The sequence below is a fragment of the Actinomadura graeca genome (assembly GCF_019175365.1).
Taxonomy (GTDB): Bacteria; Actinomycetota; Actinomycetes; order Streptosporangiales; family Streptosporangiaceae; genus Spirillospora; species Spirillospora graeca.
The window spans coordinates 7723584-7739243 of the sequence record NZ_CP059572.1 but is presented as its reverse complement, the minus strand read 5'-3'; the positions used below and the strand labels follow the sequence as shown (position 1 = coordinate 7739243).

Sequence of the window (15660 nt, the reverse complement as noted above, 5' to 3'; positions counted from 1 at the left end):
GACGCCGACCTTACCGGCGGACGACGCTCAGCTCGACGCCTCCGACGATCCGGCCGCGCAGCAGCGAGGCGAGCCGGTCGGAGACGCGCTGGACGGTGAGCCGCTCGTCGTGGCCCGGGACGACGGCGAACCGGACCGCCAGCTCGGCGGCGGTGCCCGCGGTGACGCGGACGCCGCTGACCGCCTGCTCGGAGCCGAACGCGGCCTCGACGGCGGCGAGGACGTCGGGGTCCTCGTGCGGCGGAGGGACGGGCCTGCCCTCGGCGAGCAGGTGCAGCCGCAGCCCGTCCACGGCGAACGGGACGGGCCCGGCGACGTCCACGACCAGGGCGTGCGCGCCCTCGTCGAGCGCCGCGCGGCACGCCTGCCGGGCGTGCACCGCGACCGGGCGGGCGTCGGCCCGCCACGCCCGCATGGTCTCGGCGCAGGTGAATCCGGGGACCCCCCGCCGCCCGTCCTCGCCGACGAGGGTGGGCAGCGCCATGTCGCTCGACTTCTCCCGGCGCAGGCCGCCGGGCGCGGCCGGCTCCTCCTCGGTGAGGACGGCGACGACCGGGACGAGCAGCCGGGCGCCCTGGAGCCGGCGCAGGACCGCGTGCTCGCCGACGCGTCCCGCGGCGTACCCGGCGAGGGCCTCGCACAGCCGGGGGTCGGCGGCGCCGTCGTCCCCGGGGAACTGGGGTTCGGGAATGGTCAGTCCGGACACGGCAGGAAGGCTATAGCCTCCGGCGACCGCCGTGGGTGGCATCACCGATACTCCCGGTCACCGGGCGGCGTCAGCCGAGGCGGGCCAGCCGGGCGACGGCCTCGTCGATGACCTCGTCCTTCTTGCAGAAGGCGAACCGGACGAAGTGCGTCCCGGCCTCGGCGTGGTCGTAGAACACCTGCGTCGGGATCGCGACGACGCCCGCCTTGCCGGGCAGGGCGCGCGCGAGGTCCATGCCGTCGTCGAAGCCCAGGGGGCGGATGTCGGCCTGCACGAAATAGGTGCCCTGCGGGCGGTACGCGGCGAACCCGGCGGCCTCCAGGCCGCTGACCAGGCGGTCGCGTTTGGCCTGGAGCGACGCGCGCAGCTCCTCCACCCAGGCGAGCTCGTTGCCGAGCGCGTACGCGGCGGCCCGCTGGTAGGGGGCGCTGACGGCGAAGGTGAGGAACTGCTTCACCGTCTGGACGGCCCGGACGTACCGGGCCGGGGCGGTCACCCAGCCGGTCTTCCAGCCGGTGACCGAGAACGTCTTGCCGGCCGACGACACCGACACCGTCCGCTCGCGCATCCCGTCGAGGGTGGCGAGGGGGATGTGCTCGGCGCCGTCGAAGGTGAGGTACTCGTAGACCTCGTCGGTGACGGCGGTGAGGTCGTGCTCGCGGCACAGGCCGGCGATCGTCTCCAGCTCCGCGCGCGTGAAGACGGTCCCGGCGGGGTTGTGCGGCGAGTTCACCAGGATCAGCCGGGTGCGGGGGCCGACGGCGGCGCGCAGCTCGTCGGGGTCGAAGGTGAAGCGGCCCCCGGCCGGGCGGAGCGTGACGGGCCGGCGCACCGCCCCGGCGAGCGCGATCACGGCGGCGTAGGAGTCGTAGTACGGCTCGAAGACGACGACCTCGTCGCCGGGCCCCGCCAGCGCGAGGACGGACGCCGCGACGCCCTCGGTGGCGCCCACGGTGACGAACACCTCCGACGCCGGGTCGTACTCCAGCCCGTACCGCCCGAGCCGCTGCGCCGCGACCGCCTCGCGCAGCTCCGGCAGGCCGGGGCCGGGCGGGTACTGGTCCTCGCCCGCCCGGATGGCCTCGACGGCGACCTCCAGCATGGCCTCGGGCCCGGCGACGTCGGGGAACCCCTGGCCGAGGTTGATCGCTCCGGTCCGCACGGCGAGCGCCGACATCTCCGCGAAGATCGTCTCGCCGAACTCCTGCATACGCGGTACGAGAGGCTCATCCACGCGGTCAGCGTAACCCGCCCGGGCGCGGGCCGGGCGTCCGTCCCGCGCGGCGGGCGTCAGTCCTCGCCGAGGCGGGTCTTGACGACCTTGCCCATGGCGTTGCGGGGCAGCGAGCCGACCAGGTGCACCACGCGGGGGCGCTTGTGCACCGACAGCCGCCCGGCGACGAAGTCGATGAGCTGCCGCTCCCCGACGCCGTCGGCGACCACGTAGGCGGTGACCTGCTCGCCGAGGTCGGCGTGGGGCGTGCCGACGACGGCGGCCTCGCGGACGCCCGGATGCGCGAGCAGCGCGTTCTCGACCTCGCCCGCGCCGATCCGGTAGCCGCCGCTCTTGATGAGGTCGGTGGAGGCGCGGCCGACGATGCGGTGCCGGCCGTCCGCGTCGGCGCACGCGATGTCGCCGGTGCGGAACCAGCCGCCGGGGGCGAACGACCGGGCGGTGTCCCCGGGCCGGCCGAGGTACCCCTTGAACAGCTGCGGGCCCCGGACGTGCAGCTCCCCGGGCGTCTCCCCGTCCGGCGGGACGGTGCCACCGTCGTCGCCCACCAGGCGGGTCTCGACGTCGCGGAGCGGGGTGCCGACCCATCCGGGGCGCCGGTCGCCGTCGGCGCGCGCGCTGATCGTGATGAGGGTCTCGGTCATGCCGTACCGCTCGACGGGCCGGTGCCCGGTGAGCTCGGCGAGCCTCTCGAAGACGGGCACGGGGAGGGGCGCGCTGCCGGAGACGAGGAGCCGCGCCCCGCGCAGGGCCTCCGCGGAGGACGGGTCCGCCACCGTCCTCGACCACACGGTGGGGACGCCGAAGAAGAGGGTCCCGGCGTGGTCGTGCGCCGCCGCCGCGTACGCCTCGGGCTTCGGCCGCCCGGTGTGCACGAGCGGCGATCCCACGCGCAGCGGCCCGAGCACGCCGAGGACGAGGCCGTGGACGTGGAAGAGGGGCAGGCCGTGGACGAGGACGTCGCCGGGGGTCCACGCCCACGCCTCGGCCAGCGCGTCCAGCCCGGCCGCGATCGCCCGCCGGGAGATCGGCACGCCCTTCGGCGGGCCCGTCGTGCCGCTGGTGTAGAGGATCAGCGCGGTCGCGTCGCCGGGCACGGCCTCCTCCGCGTGCGGCCCGGCGGGGGGCAGGTCGTCCACCGGGACGAGCGGCGGGCCGCCGGTCCCGGCGCCCGTCCCGGTGCCGCGCGCGGCCAGCAGGAGGCCGGCGCCCGAGTCGGCGAGGATGTGGGCGCGCTCGTCGGGGCCGGAGTCGGGCGGGAGGGGCACCACAGGGACGCCCGCGAGGAGGCCGCCGACGACCGCCACGACCGTCTCCAGGCTCGCCGTGGCGTGCACGGCGGCGGCGCCCGCGCCGCGGATCTCCGCCGCCACCGCCGACGCCCGGCCGAACAGCTCGCCGCGGCCGAGTTCCCGGCCCGCGACCCGTACCGGGCCGCCCGTCCCCCCGAGCAGGTCCATCGCTCGCCCCTCTCCCGTCCGTCCCGGTCATGGCGCGACCGTGCCGCCGGGCGGGCCGGGCACGGCGTCCTCCGGCGGCGATCGGTCACCTGGAAGTATGCCGTGCGTGCCGACCCTCACCCATCCCGCTCTGGCCGCGCGGCTGCTCACACTGCCGCCGAGCTGCGGGCCGGCGCGGCTGGCGGCCGTCGACGGCCCGAGCGGGGCGGGGAAGTCCACCTTCGCCGGGTACCTGGCGGCCGTGCTGCTCGGCGCCCCGGTCATCCGCTCGGACGACTTCCGCGTCCCGTGGGACGCCGACCCGCTCACCTGGTGGCGGCCCCTGGAGGAGACGGTGCTCGCGCCGCTGCGGGAGGGCCGCCCCGCGCTCCTGCGGCGCTACGACTGGCACCGCGATCGGTACGGCCCCGAGGAGGAGGTCCCGCCGGCGCCGGTGCTGATCGTGGAGGGTGTCGGCGCCGCGTGGGCGGGGTCGCCCGCGGCCTTCCGCATCTGGATCGACGCCCCCCGCGAGCTGCGGCGCGCCCGCGCGCTCGACCGCGACGGCCCCGGGTACGCGGCCGCCTGGGACGCCTGGTCGGCCCGCGAGGCGGACCTCTTCTCCGCCGACGGGACGAAGGCGCGGGCAGACCTGCTCGTGGACGGCACCGGCTTCACCCCGCACCGCTTCCGCGCCTACGTCCGGGGGCCGGGCGGCGCCTGAGGGGCGGGCGGGCCGAGGGCGTCCACGTCGGCGGACGCGGCGCCGCCCGACAGCAGCGGGTAGCCGGGGCCGCGGTCGAAGAAGGGGGCGGGCCCGCGCTCGGCGCGCAGGCGCGCGCGCAGCGCCGCGGTGGCCTCGGCGTCTGCGGATCCTCCCGCGAGGACGACGCCGTAGTCGTCGCGGGCGCCGCCGGGCGAGACCTTGCCGTCCCGGACGTCGCGGGCGACGCGGGCGGGGTCGCGGTCCAGGGGGTCGCCCCATCCGCCGCCGCCCGTCGTCCGGATGCGGATGACCTGCCCGGCACGGACGGGGTGGCCGTCCACGAGGCCGTCCATCTCCTCGCCGTCGACGTCCACCCGGAACGGGCGGCCCGCGCGTCCCCCGTTGACGCCCCAGCACGACAGGATCGACCGGTCGGCGATCGACATGAAGTGCGCGTCGCGGAGCATCCGCAGCCGCTTGTCGTAGCCGAGGCCGCCGCGGTGCTCGCCCGGCCCGCCGGAGTCGACCGCGAGGCCGAGGTGCTCGACGACGAACGGCCAGCGGGCCTCGGCGAACTCGACCGGGATGTTGCGCGAGTCGGGGACGATGTGGATGGTGTCCTCCCCGTCGGCGTAGTAGCGGCCGCCCGAGCCGCCCCCGAGGACCTCCCGCATCAGGTACGGGCCGCGGTCGTCCACGCCGTGGACGCCGGTGTAGCGGATGGTCTCCTGGTCGGCGGGCATCCGGCCGCCGGTCGCCTTGGCGAGCACGCCCGCGAGGACGCCGAGCAGCCGCAGGATCACGAACGTGCGCGCGTTCGTCGGCGCGGGGAAGACGGGCGTGAGCAGGGTGCCCTTCTCCGGGAAGCGCATCTCCACCAGGGGCACCACGCCCTCGTTGACGTCCAGCTCGGCGGCCCGCTCGGGGCTGTCGGCGAGGTTGCGCAGGACCGGCGCCAGCCACTTCTTCAGGAACGCCCCGCCCGCGTAGTCGCCCGCGTGGTTGATGGGCCCCTTGGCCTGCGGGGACGTCCCGGTGAAGTCGATGACGAGGGGGACGTCCGCGGACTTGTCGACGGTCAGCGTGATGCGCTGGGCGTGCAGGCGCGGCGGGTCCACCCCGTCGTGCTCGGCGTAGTCCTCCCAGACGAACGTCCCGTCGGGGATCTTGGCGAGCAGCTCGCGGCGGAACGTCGCGGTCGTCCGGTCGATGAGGGCGTCGAAGCACGCCTCGACGGCGCCGCGCCCGTAGCGGGCGAACAGCTCGCCGAGGCGGCGGGCGCCCATCTGGCACGCCGCGCACTCGGCGTCCAGGTCGCCCGCGAGGGAGTCGGGCATCCGGGAGTTGCGGGTCATGATGGCGAGGGCGGCCTCGTTGGGGACGCCCCGGTCCCACAGCCTGATCGGCGGCACCATCAGGCCCTCCTCGAAGGCGCTGCGCGCGCGGCTCGGCATCGACCCGGGCACCGCGCCGCCGATGTCGTCGTGATGGCCGAACGCCTGGACGAACGCGACGACCTCGCCGCCGTGGAACACCGGGACGGTGACGCACAGGTCGGGCAGGTGCCCGATGCCGCCCTCGGACAGGTACACGTCGTTGTGGAAGAACACGTCGCCCGGGCGCATCGTCCCGGGCGGGAAGTCCCGCGCGACCGGGTCGACCAGCGCCGAGTACGAGCGCCCGGTCAGCTTGCGGAGCCGCCGGTCGTGGACGCCCGCGCGGAAGTCGTGCGCGTCGCGGATCATCGGGGAGCGGGCCGTCCGGGCGATGGCGGTCTCGACCTCCCGCTCGACGGACGCGAGCGTGCCCTCGACGATCTCCAGCAGCACCGGGCCGGCGGCCGGGGTCACCGGGTCACCACCAGGTTGCCGAGGCCGTCGCACCCGGCCCGGAACCCGGGGTGCAGGGGCAGCGTGGAGCCGAACTCCTCGATCACCGCCGGGCCCTCGACGACGTCGCCGGGCGCGAGCGCGTCCCTGCGGTAGACCACCGCGTCCTCCCAGGAGCCGAAGTGGACCCGCCGGGCGCCGGTGCGGGCGCGGGACGGGTCGCCGTCGCCCGGCGGGCGCCTCCGCGGGCGGGGCCGGGTGATCGGGCCGATGCCCGAGACCCGCAGGTTCACCCACTCGACCGGGTGCCGGGGGTCGTCGCGGTGGCAGTACCCGTACAGGGCCTCGTGGGCGTCGTGGAAGCGCCGCACCACCTCGGCGCGGAACGCCTCGTCCGGCGGGCCGCCGGGGGCGGGGACGCGGACCTCGGACGCCTGCCCGTGGTAGCGCAGGTCGGCGGAGCGGGCGTAGCGCCGGTCGTCGCCGAAGCCCTCGCGGGCGAGCGCCTCCGCCGCCTCCCCCTCCAGGTCCGCGAACACCCTCGCCATCGCGTCCGGGTCGGCCTCCGCGTCGCGGACGACGCGGGTGCGGACGTGGTCGCTCCGCACGTCCACGGTGAGGAGCCCGAACGCCGAGAGGTTCCCCGGGCCGGCCGGGACCACGGCGGACGGCAGGCCGAGGACGTCCAGCAGCCGGCAGGCCAGCAGCGGCCCCGACCCGCCGAACGCGACGAGCGGATAGTCGCGGACGTCCAGCCCGCGCCCGACGGTGATCCGCCGGATGGCGTTGGCCTGGTTCCACGCCGAGATCTCCAGGATCCCGGCGGCGGCGCGCTCGACGTCCAGCCCGAGCGCCTGCGCCAGCACCCGGAGACCGGCGCGGGCGGCGTCCACGTCCAGGGGGACCTCACCGCCGAGCAGGTGCGGCGGGATCCGGCCGAGGACCGCGTGCGCGTCGGTGACGGTGACCTCGGTGCCGCCGCGCCCGTAGCAGAGCGGGCCGGGGTCGGCCCCGGCGCTGCGCGGCCCGACCTTCAGCGCCCCCTCCGGCGACCGCCAGGCGACCGACCCGCCGCCCGCCCCGACCGTGACCACGTCGATCATCGGGATCTTCACGGGGTGGCGGCCGACCACGCCCTCGGTGGTGAGGGCCGGCTCACCGTCCACGACGACCGCGACGTCGGTGGAGGTCCCGCCGCCGTCGAGCGTCACGACCGACCCGCCGACGGCGAACGCCGCGCCGAGCGCGCCCGCCGCCGGGCCGGACAGCACGGTCGTGACGGGCCGCCGGGCGGCCTCCGCGGCCGACAGCACGCCGCCGTTGCTCTGCATCACCAGCAGCCGGGACGCGACGCGCCCGGCGATCCGCTCCAGGTAGCCGTTCATCGCCGGTTTGACGGCCGCGTCGACCAGCGTCGTCACCGACCGCTCGTACTCGCGGTACTCGCGCAGCACCTCGCACGACAGCGACACCACCGCGTCCGGGTGCTCGCGCCGCAGCACCTCCCGCATCGCCAGCTCGTGCGACGGGTCGGCGTAGGAGTGCAGGAAGCACACCCCGATCGCGCGGATCCCCTCCCCGCGGAACCAGCGCGCCGCCGCGACCGCGGACTCCTCGTCGAAGGGGCGCAGTTCCGCGCCGGTGTGGTCGAGCCGCCCGCCGACGCCCCGCACCCGGTGCACCGGGACGATCCTCGGCGGCTTCACCCAGAAGTAGCTGTTGCCGTAGCCGTCCGGGACGCTCTGCCGGGCGATCTCCAGGACGGCCTCGAAGCCCTCCGTCGTGATGAACCCCAGGTCCCCGACGCGGTCCTCCAGCAGCCGGTTCGTCGCGACGGTCGTGCCGTGGACCAGCGCCGCCACGTCCCCCGGGCCCGCGCCCGCCAGGCGCAGCACCTTGGCCGCGCCGTCGGCGAAGCCCTCGGCCGGGTCGGCGGGCGTGGACGGCGTCTTGGTCGTGACGATCTCGCCGGTGTCCTCGTCCAGCGCGACGACGTCGGTGAACGTCCCGCCCGTGTCGATCCCGATCCGCAGCCGCCGTCCCATGACAACGGTCTACAGGATCGCGGCGACCTGGGGAACCGCCGCGATGTGACGACGGGCCGGGCGTTCTCCGGCGACACGCGCGGCACTAGGCTGGGCACCTTCACCGTCCGACACGACCGCTGGAGCCCGTCCATGGCGCTTGAACGCCCCGAGATCGACTTCCCCGAGGGACAGCCGCCCGCCTACCTCGACATCACCGACATCAACGAGGGCGACGGCCCGGAGGCGGCCAAGGGCTCGAATGTGTCGATGCACTACGTCGGCGTGTCCTGGTCCACGGGCGAGGAGTTCGACGCGTCCTGGAACCGCGGCGGCACCTTCGACTTCCCGCTCGGCGGCGGACGCGTCATCAAGGGCTGGGACATGGGCATCGTCGGGATGAAGGTGGGCGGGCGGCGCAAGCTCGTCATCCCGCCGCACCTGGCCTACGGCGACCGCAGCCCGAGCCCGGCCATCAAGCCCGGCGAGACCCTCATCTTCGTGGTGGACCTGGTCGCCGTGAACTGAGGCCGCGCGGCCGGGGGCCCCGGCCCCGGCGGCGGGTCGTCCGGAGGTGAGGTCCGTCCCGGGTGCCCGCCGCCGTCCCGCGCCCGGTCAGCGGGCGCGGCGGCCCAGGGCGTAGCCGGCGGCCACGCCCGCGAGGGCGGCCAGGCCGCCGGCGGCGAAGGCCGCGGCCATCGGCCAGGCCGGTGCGGACGCGCGTGCGGCAGGCGCGGCGGCGCTCCCCGTGTAGACCGGCCCCGGTGTCGGCGGCGGCGCGGACGACCCGGCTGATCCCGCGGCCACGGCGGACTCCGCGGACGGGACGGACTCCGCGGACGGGACGGACTCGGCGGACGGGACGGACTCGGCGGGCGCGGTCAGGTCCTGCTCCACCGCGGCGAAGAACTCGGCCGCCGTCCGCTTCGCGACGCTGCCGAGCATCCGCTGCCCGACGCCGCCGGCCATCCCGCCGACGACGGCGTCGGCGTCGTAGTCGACGCGGGTGGTGCCGCCGCCGTCGCTCAGCCGGACGCGGACGGTCGCGTCGACCGTGCCGGGCGCGCCCTGCCCCCGGGCGCGCAGCGTGAACGCGCGCGGCGGGTCGGGGTCGGCGAGCTCCACCCGTCCCACGTAGGTGCCCTTGATGGACGCGACCCCGGCCGTGACCGTCATCCGGTAGGTGGCGGGCGCCGTCTCCTCCAGCGAGACGCATCCGGGGATCGTCCGCGCGAGCACGGCGGGGTCCTGGAGGGCGTCCCAGACCCGGGCGAGCGGTGCGGCGACGCTGGCGCTGCCGGTGACCTGCATGGTCCGACTCTAAGGGTTCCGGCGCGGACACCGAAGGGCAATGTGTGCCGAGGGCGCGCCGAGGATCGGGCGGTTCCGGCGGCGAGGGGGCGGGCATCGCCACAATGTCCGGTAGGTCCCGTGACCCCGCGCGAACCCACGGCCGTTCCGGCGCGTCAACCGTTGCGGGACCACACTCCCCCCGACTGGAACGGAGAACGCGGCTGATGCGAGGGAAGACGCCCGTGATCGCCATGGTGGCCGCCGGAGTGCTCGGCGCGGCCGCGGGCGGCTGGCCCGTGGTGCGGGCCCAGACGGGCGGCTCCGGCCCGTCCGTCCGGACGGAGCTGAGCGCTGCGCTCGCCGACCAGAAATGGGCGACCCCGAAGCCCGGGTCCTGGACGATGCCGAAGCCGTCCCCCGACGGGCTGCCGCCCGTCGTCAACCACATCGACACCCAGGAGCGCGTCGTCTTCCTGACGATCGACGACGGCTACACCTACGACGCCGAGTTCGTGGACCTCGTCCGCAAGGAGAAGGTCCCCATCATGACGTTCCTGACCTCGACGTACATCAAGGGCCAGGGGCAGTATTTCTGGGCGATGCGCAACGCGGGCTCGGCGATGGAGAACCACACCGTCAGCCATCCCAACATGGCGACGCTCAGCCCCGAGGCGCAGAAGCGGGAGATCTGCGACTCCTCCACCGCCATCGCCGGGCAGTACGGCCGCCGCCCGCAGATCTTCCGGCCGCCGTTCGGCAGCTTCAACGAGACGACCCGCAAGGCCGCCAAGGAGTGCGGCATCAAGTCGGTCCTGCTGTGGTCGGCGGAGTTCTACAACGGCACCTCGGGCCCCGGCGTCGGGTTCAACGGCTTCGCCCGCGGCGACGGGGGCAAGGGCTTCCGGCCCGGCGACATCGTCCTGATGCACTACCGCAAGGGTCTCGCGCAGCAGTTCCAGATGATCCTGGGGTGGATCAGGCAGCAGGGCTTCCGGCCCGCCGCCGTGCAGAACTACCTGCCTGTCTCGCTCGGCGGCAACGTCCCCGACCCGCCGGCGGGCGGCTGAGCCCCGTCCCGCCCGCGCCCCGGCGGCGCCTCCGCCGCGTGCCCGCCGCGGAGGGCGTGCAGGCCGTCCGGGGACAGGGGCATCGCGTCGATCCGGATGCCCTCGGCGTCCTCGACGGCCGACGCCACGACCGCCGACACCGGGATGACGCCCGCCTCGCCCGCGCCCTTGATGCCGAGGGGGTTGAGCGGCGAAGGGGTCTCCAGGTGGTCGGTCTCGATGCGCGGGATCTCGGTGGCGTAGGGCATCAGGAAGTCCGCGAACGAGGCGTTCAGCAGCTGCCCCGCCTCGTCGTAGACCATCCGCTCGTACAGCGCGCCGCCGATGCCCTGCGCGACGCCGCCGTGGATCTGCCCCTCGACCACCATCGGGTTGACGAGCCGCCCGCAGTCGTGGACGACGGCGTACCGCAGGATCGCGATCTCGGCGGTGTCCGGGTCCACCTCGACGATGGCGGCGTGCGCCCCCGCGGCGAACGTGGACCGCACGGGCGAGTAGTAGTCGCGCCCTTCCAGGCCCGGCTCGTCCCCGGGCGCGACGGGCGCCTCGTCCGGCGGCCGCCCGACCGCGAACTGGGTCGCGGCGGCGGTCTCCTCGTCGAAGGCGTACCGCAGCGGGTTGGACAGCACCGCGACGGTCCGCAGCGGGACGGAGGCCGACATGTCGCCGCGGACGTGCACGACGCCGCCGGTGATGTCCAGGTCGCCCGGGTCGGCCTCCAGGGCCTCGCCGGCGATGCGCAGCGCCTTGCCGCGCACCTTCCGGCACGCCAGCGCGATCGCGTTGCCGCTCATGACGGCCGCGCGGGACGCGAACGTCCCGACCGCGTAGCCGAAGCGGCGCGTGTCGCCCGTCGTCACATGGACGTCCTCCAGGGGGACGCCGAGCTCCTCCGCGGCGATCTGGGCGAACACGGTCTCGTGGCTCTGGCCCTGCGAGGTCAGCCCGGTCGAGACATGGACGCGGCCCGCGGTGTCGATCTCGACGTGCCCGCCCTCGTACGGGCCGACGCCGGTGCCCTCGACGTAGATGCCGATGCCGATGCCGAGGCGCCGCCCCCGGGACGCGGCGGCGGCGCGCTCGGCCTCGAAGCCGTCCCAGCCGATGGCGCGGCGCGCCCGCCGGAGCAGCTCCGGGTAGTCGCCCGAGTCGTAGATCACCGGACGGCCGTCCTGGAAGGTCAGACCCTGGTCGTAGGGGAACTCGCCGGGCTGGATCAGATTCGCGGCGCGCACGTCCGCGCGGTCCAGGCCGAGGTGCCGCGCGATGCGGTCCATCGTCCGCTCCATGCAGAACACGCCCTGCGGGCGGCCCGCGCCCCGGTACGGCGTGACGATGACCGTGTTGGTGTACAGGCTCGTCACCTCCGCCCGGTACGCGCCGATCTTGTACGGGCCGGGGAGCTGCGTGGACGTGATGATCGGGATGATGATCCCGTACGGGGTGTAGGCGCCGTGGTCGTGCCGGATCCGCACGTCCAGGCCGAGGACGCGGCCCTCGTCGTCGAACCCGACGCGCACGTCCTGGACCTGGCCGCGCTCGTGCGCGGCGGACACGAAGTGCTCGCGGCGGTCCTCGGTCCACTTCAGCTCGCGGTCCAGCAGCCGCGCCGCCCAGGGGACCAGCACCTCCTCGGGCCACGGGTGGACGATCTTGACGCCGAACCCGCCGCCGACGTCCGGGGCGACGACCTCCACCTTGCCGTTCGGCAGCCCGAGCCGCGCGGCGACGGCGGCGCGGACGCCGGTGGACGCCTGGGTGGAGGTGTACACGCGCAGCGAGCCGTCGTCGGCGTCCCAGCGGGCGTAGACGCCGCGTCCTTCGAGGGGCATGGACGCGCTGCGCTCGATCGCGAGCCGGAACTCCAGCGTGTGCGGCGCCGCCTCGACCGCGGCGGCGGCGTCCCCGTTCTCCTGCACCACGACGGCGGCGACGTTGCCGGGGACGTCGTCGTGGACGAGGCGGTCCGCGCGGGCCGCCGCCTCGATGCCGACGACGGCGGGCAGCGGCTCGTAGTCCACCCGGATCCGCTCGGCGGCGTCCTCGGCGAGGTAGCGGTCGCGGGCCACGACCATCGCGACGGGCTCGCCGACGTGCCGGACGACGTCGCGGGCGAGCGGGTACCCGGTGCGGCCGTGGGTGAGCGCCGGGTGCGGGATCAGCAGCGGCAGCGGCTCCCCGACCCGTCCCGGCAGGTCCTCCCAGGTGTAGACGGCGATGAGGCCGTCCACGTCCAGCGCTCCGGACACGTCGATGTCGGCGATGCGGGCGTGCGCGTGCGGCGACCGGACGAACGCGGCGGCGAGCGCGTTCCGGCCGAGGTCGTCGAGGTAGCGGCCGCGTCCGGCGAGGAGCCGGGCGTCCTCGCGGCGCCTGACCGGCTCGCCGAACACCCGCGTCCCCATCTACGCCGTCCCTTCGCCCGCGGACCCGGCGAGCAGCTCGGCGGCGCGGTGCACCGACGCGACGATGTTCTGGTAGCCGGTGCACCGGCACAGGTTGCCGGAGATCCCTTCGAGGACCTGGTCCCGTGTCGGGCGGGGCGTCTCGCGCAGCAGCGCGGTGACCGTGCACAGGAACCCCGGCGTGCAGAACCCGCACTGGAGCCCGTGGCACTCGCGGAACGCGCGCTGCACCGGCGACGGCGTCCCGTCGGTGCCGGCGAGCCCCTCGACGGTGGTGACCTCGTGGCCGGCGGCGGTGACGGCGAGCATCAGGCACGACCGCACGGGCTCCCCGTCCAGCAGCACCGTGCAGCACCCGCACACGCCGTGCTCGCAGCCGACGTGCGTGCCGGTGAGGCCGAGGTCGTGCCGCAGCAGGTCCGACAGCAGCCGCCGGGCGGGCGCGCGGGCGGTGCGCGGCGTCCCGTTGACGGTCAGCGCGATGTCGTGGATCTCCTCCATCGGTCCCGTCCCCTCACTCGCCCGCCGCCGGCAGCGCCCGGGCGGCGGCCGTGCGCAGGGCGCGCCCGGTGAGGACGCCGGTCAGGTGGCGGCGGTAGTCGGCGCCCGCGTGCACGTCCCCCTCCGGGTCGATCCGCTCGCGGACGTGCGCGGCGGCGGCCGCCCAGTCGCCGTCCGGCCCGGCGGGCCCGGTCAGGTCGAGGACGAGCGGCGTCGCGGCGACGCCCAGGTACGCGGCGCGCGCGGCGGCGACCCGCAGGCCGGCGTCCAGGGTCACGAGGGCGGCGACGCCGGCGAGCGCGTAGTCGCCGTGCCGGCGGGCCGTCTCGGCGAACGCGGTGCCGGTGCGCGGCGGGACGGCCGGGAAGAACGCCGACACCGCGATCTCGCCGGGCTCCAGCGCGGGCTCCATCGGGCCGCGGAAGAACGCGCCCGCGGCGACGGTGCGGCGGCCCGCCGCCGAGGCGGCCTCGACGGTGCCGCCGAGCAGCGCCAGCACGGCGGGCATCTCGGCGGCGGGATCGGCGTGCGCGAGGCTCCCCACGACGGTGCCGCGGTTGCGGACGGCGGGATGCGCGACGTGCCGCAGCGCCGACCGCAGCAGCGGCTGGACGGCGGCGGCCTCGTCCGAGCGCTCCACCCGGGCGTGCCGGGCGAGCGCGCCGGCCCGCACCCCGTCCGCCCCGACGCGCAGGGTGTCCAGCTCGGCGACGCGGTTGATGTCGACCAGCGCCGACGGCGCGGCGAGCCGCATGTTGAGCAGCGGGATGAGGCTCTGCCCCCCGGCGAGGACCTTCGCCGACGGGTCGGCGGCGAGGGCGTCCAGCGCCTCGCCCAGGGTGCGCGGGGCGTGGTAGGCGAACGGCGGCGGCTTCACCCGGCGGCCCCGCCGGCCGCGTCGGCCGCGCGCCGGGTCGCGGCGCGCAGGACGTGGTAGCCCACCAGGACCGCGATGGTGCCGAGTGCGATCCCCTGGAGCGGGAAGTCGTCGGTGATGTCCAGTGTCACGTTCCCTATCGCGAGGATGATGCCCGCCGCCACCGGGACGAGGTTGACCGGGTCGCCGAAGTCGACCCGGTTCTCCACCCAGATCTTCGCGCCGAGCAGCCCGATCATCCCGTAGAGCATCACGGTGATCCCGCCGAGGACGCCGCCGGGCGTCGCGGCCACCAGCGCGCCGAACTTCGGGCACAGCCCGAACAGGACCGCGACCGCGGCGGCGACGTAGTACGCGGCGGTCGAGTAGACGCGGGTCGCGGCCATGACGCCGATGTTCTCGGCGTAGGTGGTGGTGGGCGACCCGCCGACCCCGGTGGCGAGCGCGGTCGCGGCGCCGTCGGCGGCGAGGGCCCGGCCGAGGACCGGGTCCAGGTTCTCGCGGGTCATCTCCGCGACGGCCTTGACGTGCCCGGTGTTCTCGGCGATCAGCGCGATGACCGGCGGCAGCGCCAGCAGGACCGCCGAGGTCCTGAAGTCGGGCGCGTGCAGGCCGGGGAAGCCGAACCAGTCGGCCGCGCCGACCGCCCCGAAGTCCAGCCGGTCGTGCGGGAACGCCGTCGCGACACAGTAGGGGCCCTCGGCCGGGCAGGGCTTGCCGGACGCGTCCAGCAGGTTCTGCCCGGGCAGCACGGAGGTGATCTTCCCCGCGGTCGCGTCGAGGAGCCAGGAGAGCGCGAACCCGAACACCAGCGCCAGCAGGATCGCGATGCGCGCCGGGAACCCGCGCGGCAGCACCGTGCACAGGACGGCGAAGCACAGCGTGAGCAGCGCCGTCCACTGGTCCTGGGGCCAGTAGACGGTGGCGACGACGGGCGCCAGGTTGAACCCGATGAGCATGACGACCGCGCCGGTCACCACGGGCGGGAACACCCGGTGGACGACCGCGCCGCCGAGCAGGTGCACGGCCACGCCGACGGCCGCGAGCACCAGCCCCGAGACCAGGATCGCGCCGGTCACGGTCGCGCTGTCACCGCCCGCCGCGCGGATCGCCGCGACCGCGCCGACGAACGAGGCACTGGTGCCGAGGTAGCTCGGCACCCGCCCGCCCACGATCAGCAGGAACAGGATCGTCGCGACCCCGGACATCATGATCGACAGGTTGGGGTCCAGGCCCATCACGACGGGGAAGACGAACGTCGCGCCGAACATCGCGACCACGTGCTGGGCGCCGATGCCGGCGGTGCGCGGCCAGGTGAGCCGCTCGTCCGGCCGGACGACCTCTCCCGGCGGCGGCGTCCGCCCGTCGCCGTGCAGCTTCCAGCCGATGGACATCGGGCCCCTCCCCGCTCATCCGCCCGCGCTCATGCGGGCAAGGTAGATCTACCCAGGTGAGAGGGCATCGGCGACATCTGCCAAAGCCCGCGGCCGCGTTTGTGGGCACCGTTGATCAAGGCGTCCGGCCGGTACCGCCTTCCTGCGGCCTGATGCCGCGTGGGGAGCGTGTCGGGCGGGACGGC

At 75.7% G+C, this 15660-nt stretch carries 13 protein-coding genes; 3 read left to right on the top strand and 10 right to left on the bottom strand.

Translation table 11 applies throughout. The annotated features are described in order from the left end of the window. Nucleotides 1-10: 10 nt before the first annotated feature. From AGRA3207_RS34470 to AGRA3207_RS34460, 3 genes are all read right to left on the bottom strand, one after another. Complete coding sequence (locus AGRA3207_RS34470; protein ID WP_231331400.1) at nt 11-706, bottom strand: SseB family protein; 696 nt, start codon at nt 704-706, stop codon at nt 11-13. 70 nt (nt 707-776) lie between these two features. Beyond that, entirely contained in the window at nt 777-1940 is a 1164-nt protein-coding gene (locus AGRA3207_RS34465) for a pyridoxal phosphate-dependent aminotransferase (RefSeq protein ID WP_231331399.1), read from the bottom strand. A 56-nt stretch (nt 1941-1996) separates the two neighbouring features. Continuing rightward, the gene (locus tag AGRA3207_RS34460; RefSeq protein ID WP_231331398.1) at nt 1997-3400 is read right to left on the bottom strand and encodes an acyl-CoA synthetase; all 1404 of its coding nucleotides are present in this window, start codon (nt 3398-3400) and stop codon (nt 1997-1999) included. Nucleotides 3401-3506: 106 nt separating this feature from the next. On the opposite strand from AGRA3207_RS34460, the gene AGRA3207_RS34455 reads away from it, so the two are divergent. Next, nucleotides 3507-4103 carry a uridine kinase family protein gene (locus tag AGRA3207_RS34455; protein WP_420830826.1) on the top strand — a complete coding sequence of 199 codons (597 nt, stop codon included), beginning with the start codon at nt 3507-3509 and terminating at the stop codon, nt 4101-4103. Here AGRA3207_RS34455 and AGRA3207_RS34450 read toward each other — a convergent pair. Continuing rightward, complete coding sequence (locus AGRA3207_RS34450; RefSeq protein ID WP_231331396.1) at nt 4076-5935, bottom strand: hydantoinase B/oxoprolinase family protein; 1860 nt, start codon at nt 5933-5935, stop codon at nt 4076-4078. The two genes, AGRA3207_RS34455 and AGRA3207_RS34450, sit on opposite strands and share 28 nt — an antisense overlap. Beyond that, the gene (locus AGRA3207_RS34445; protein WP_231331395.1) at nt 5932-7959 is read right to left on the bottom strand and encodes a hydantoinase/oxoprolinase family protein; all 2028 of its coding nucleotides are present in this window, start codon (nt 7957-7959) and stop codon (nt 5932-5934) included. Before AGRA3207_RS34445 ends, AGRA3207_RS34450 begins: the two co-directional genes overlap by 4 nt. A 132-nt stretch (nt 7960-8091) precedes the next feature. On the opposite strand from AGRA3207_RS34445, the gene AGRA3207_RS34440 reads away from it, so the two are divergent. Then, complete coding sequence (locus tag AGRA3207_RS34440; protein WP_231331394.1) at nt 8092-8466, top strand: FKBP-type peptidyl-prolyl cis-trans isomerase; 375 nt, start codon at nt 8092-8094, stop codon at nt 8464-8466. 87 nt (nt 8467-8553) lie between these two features. On the opposite strand, the gene AGRA3207_RS34435 is transcribed toward AGRA3207_RS34440, so the two are convergent. Beyond that, on the bottom strand, nt 8554-9249 hold the full coding sequence (locus AGRA3207_RS34435; RefSeq protein ID WP_231331393.1) for an SRPBCC family protein: 696 nt from the start codon (nt 9247-9249) through the stop codon (nt 8554-8556). Nucleotides 9250-9455: 206 nt separating this feature from the next. Here AGRA3207_RS34435 and AGRA3207_RS34430 point away from each other — a divergent pair, with 206 nt between their 5' ends. After that, the gene (locus AGRA3207_RS34430; protein WP_231331391.1) at nt 9456-10298 is read left to right on the top strand and encodes a polysaccharide deacetylase family protein; all 843 of its coding nucleotides are present in this window, start codon (nt 9456-9458) and stop codon (nt 10296-10298) included. On the opposite strand, the gene cutA is transcribed toward AGRA3207_RS34430, so the two are convergent. The 4 genes from cutA to AGRA3207_RS34410 are packed head-to-tail and all read right to left on the bottom strand — an operon-like array spanning nt 10244 to nt 15475. Further along, nucleotides 10244-12703 (bottom strand): aerobic carbon-monoxide dehydrogenase large subunit, encoded by a 2460-nt coding sequence (gene cutA, locus AGRA3207_RS34425; RefSeq protein WP_231331389.1) that lies wholly within the window; start codon nt 12701-12703, stop codon nt 10244-10246. The two genes, AGRA3207_RS34430 and cutA, sit on opposite strands and share 55 nt — an antisense overlap. Further along, nucleotides 12704-13204, bottom strand: a complete 501-nt coding sequence (locus AGRA3207_RS34420; protein ID WP_231331387.1) for a (2Fe-2S)-binding protein — start codon at nt 13202-13204, stop codon at nt 12704-12706. A gap of 13 nt (nt 13205-13217) precedes the next feature. Beyond that, the gene (locus AGRA3207_RS34415; protein ID WP_231331385.1) at nt 13218-14081 is read right to left on the bottom strand and encodes an FAD binding domain-containing protein; all 864 of its coding nucleotides are present in this window, start codon (nt 14079-14081) and stop codon (nt 13218-13220) included. Next, nucleotides 14078-15475, bottom strand: a complete 1398-nt coding sequence (locus AGRA3207_RS34410) for a uracil-xanthine permease family protein (RefSeq protein ID WP_231331384.1) — start codon at nt 15473-15475, stop codon at nt 14078-14080. The genes AGRA3207_RS34415 and AGRA3207_RS34410 overlap by 4 nt, the downstream gene beginning before the upstream one ends. Between the last annotated feature and the right edge of the window lie 185 nt (nt 15476-15660).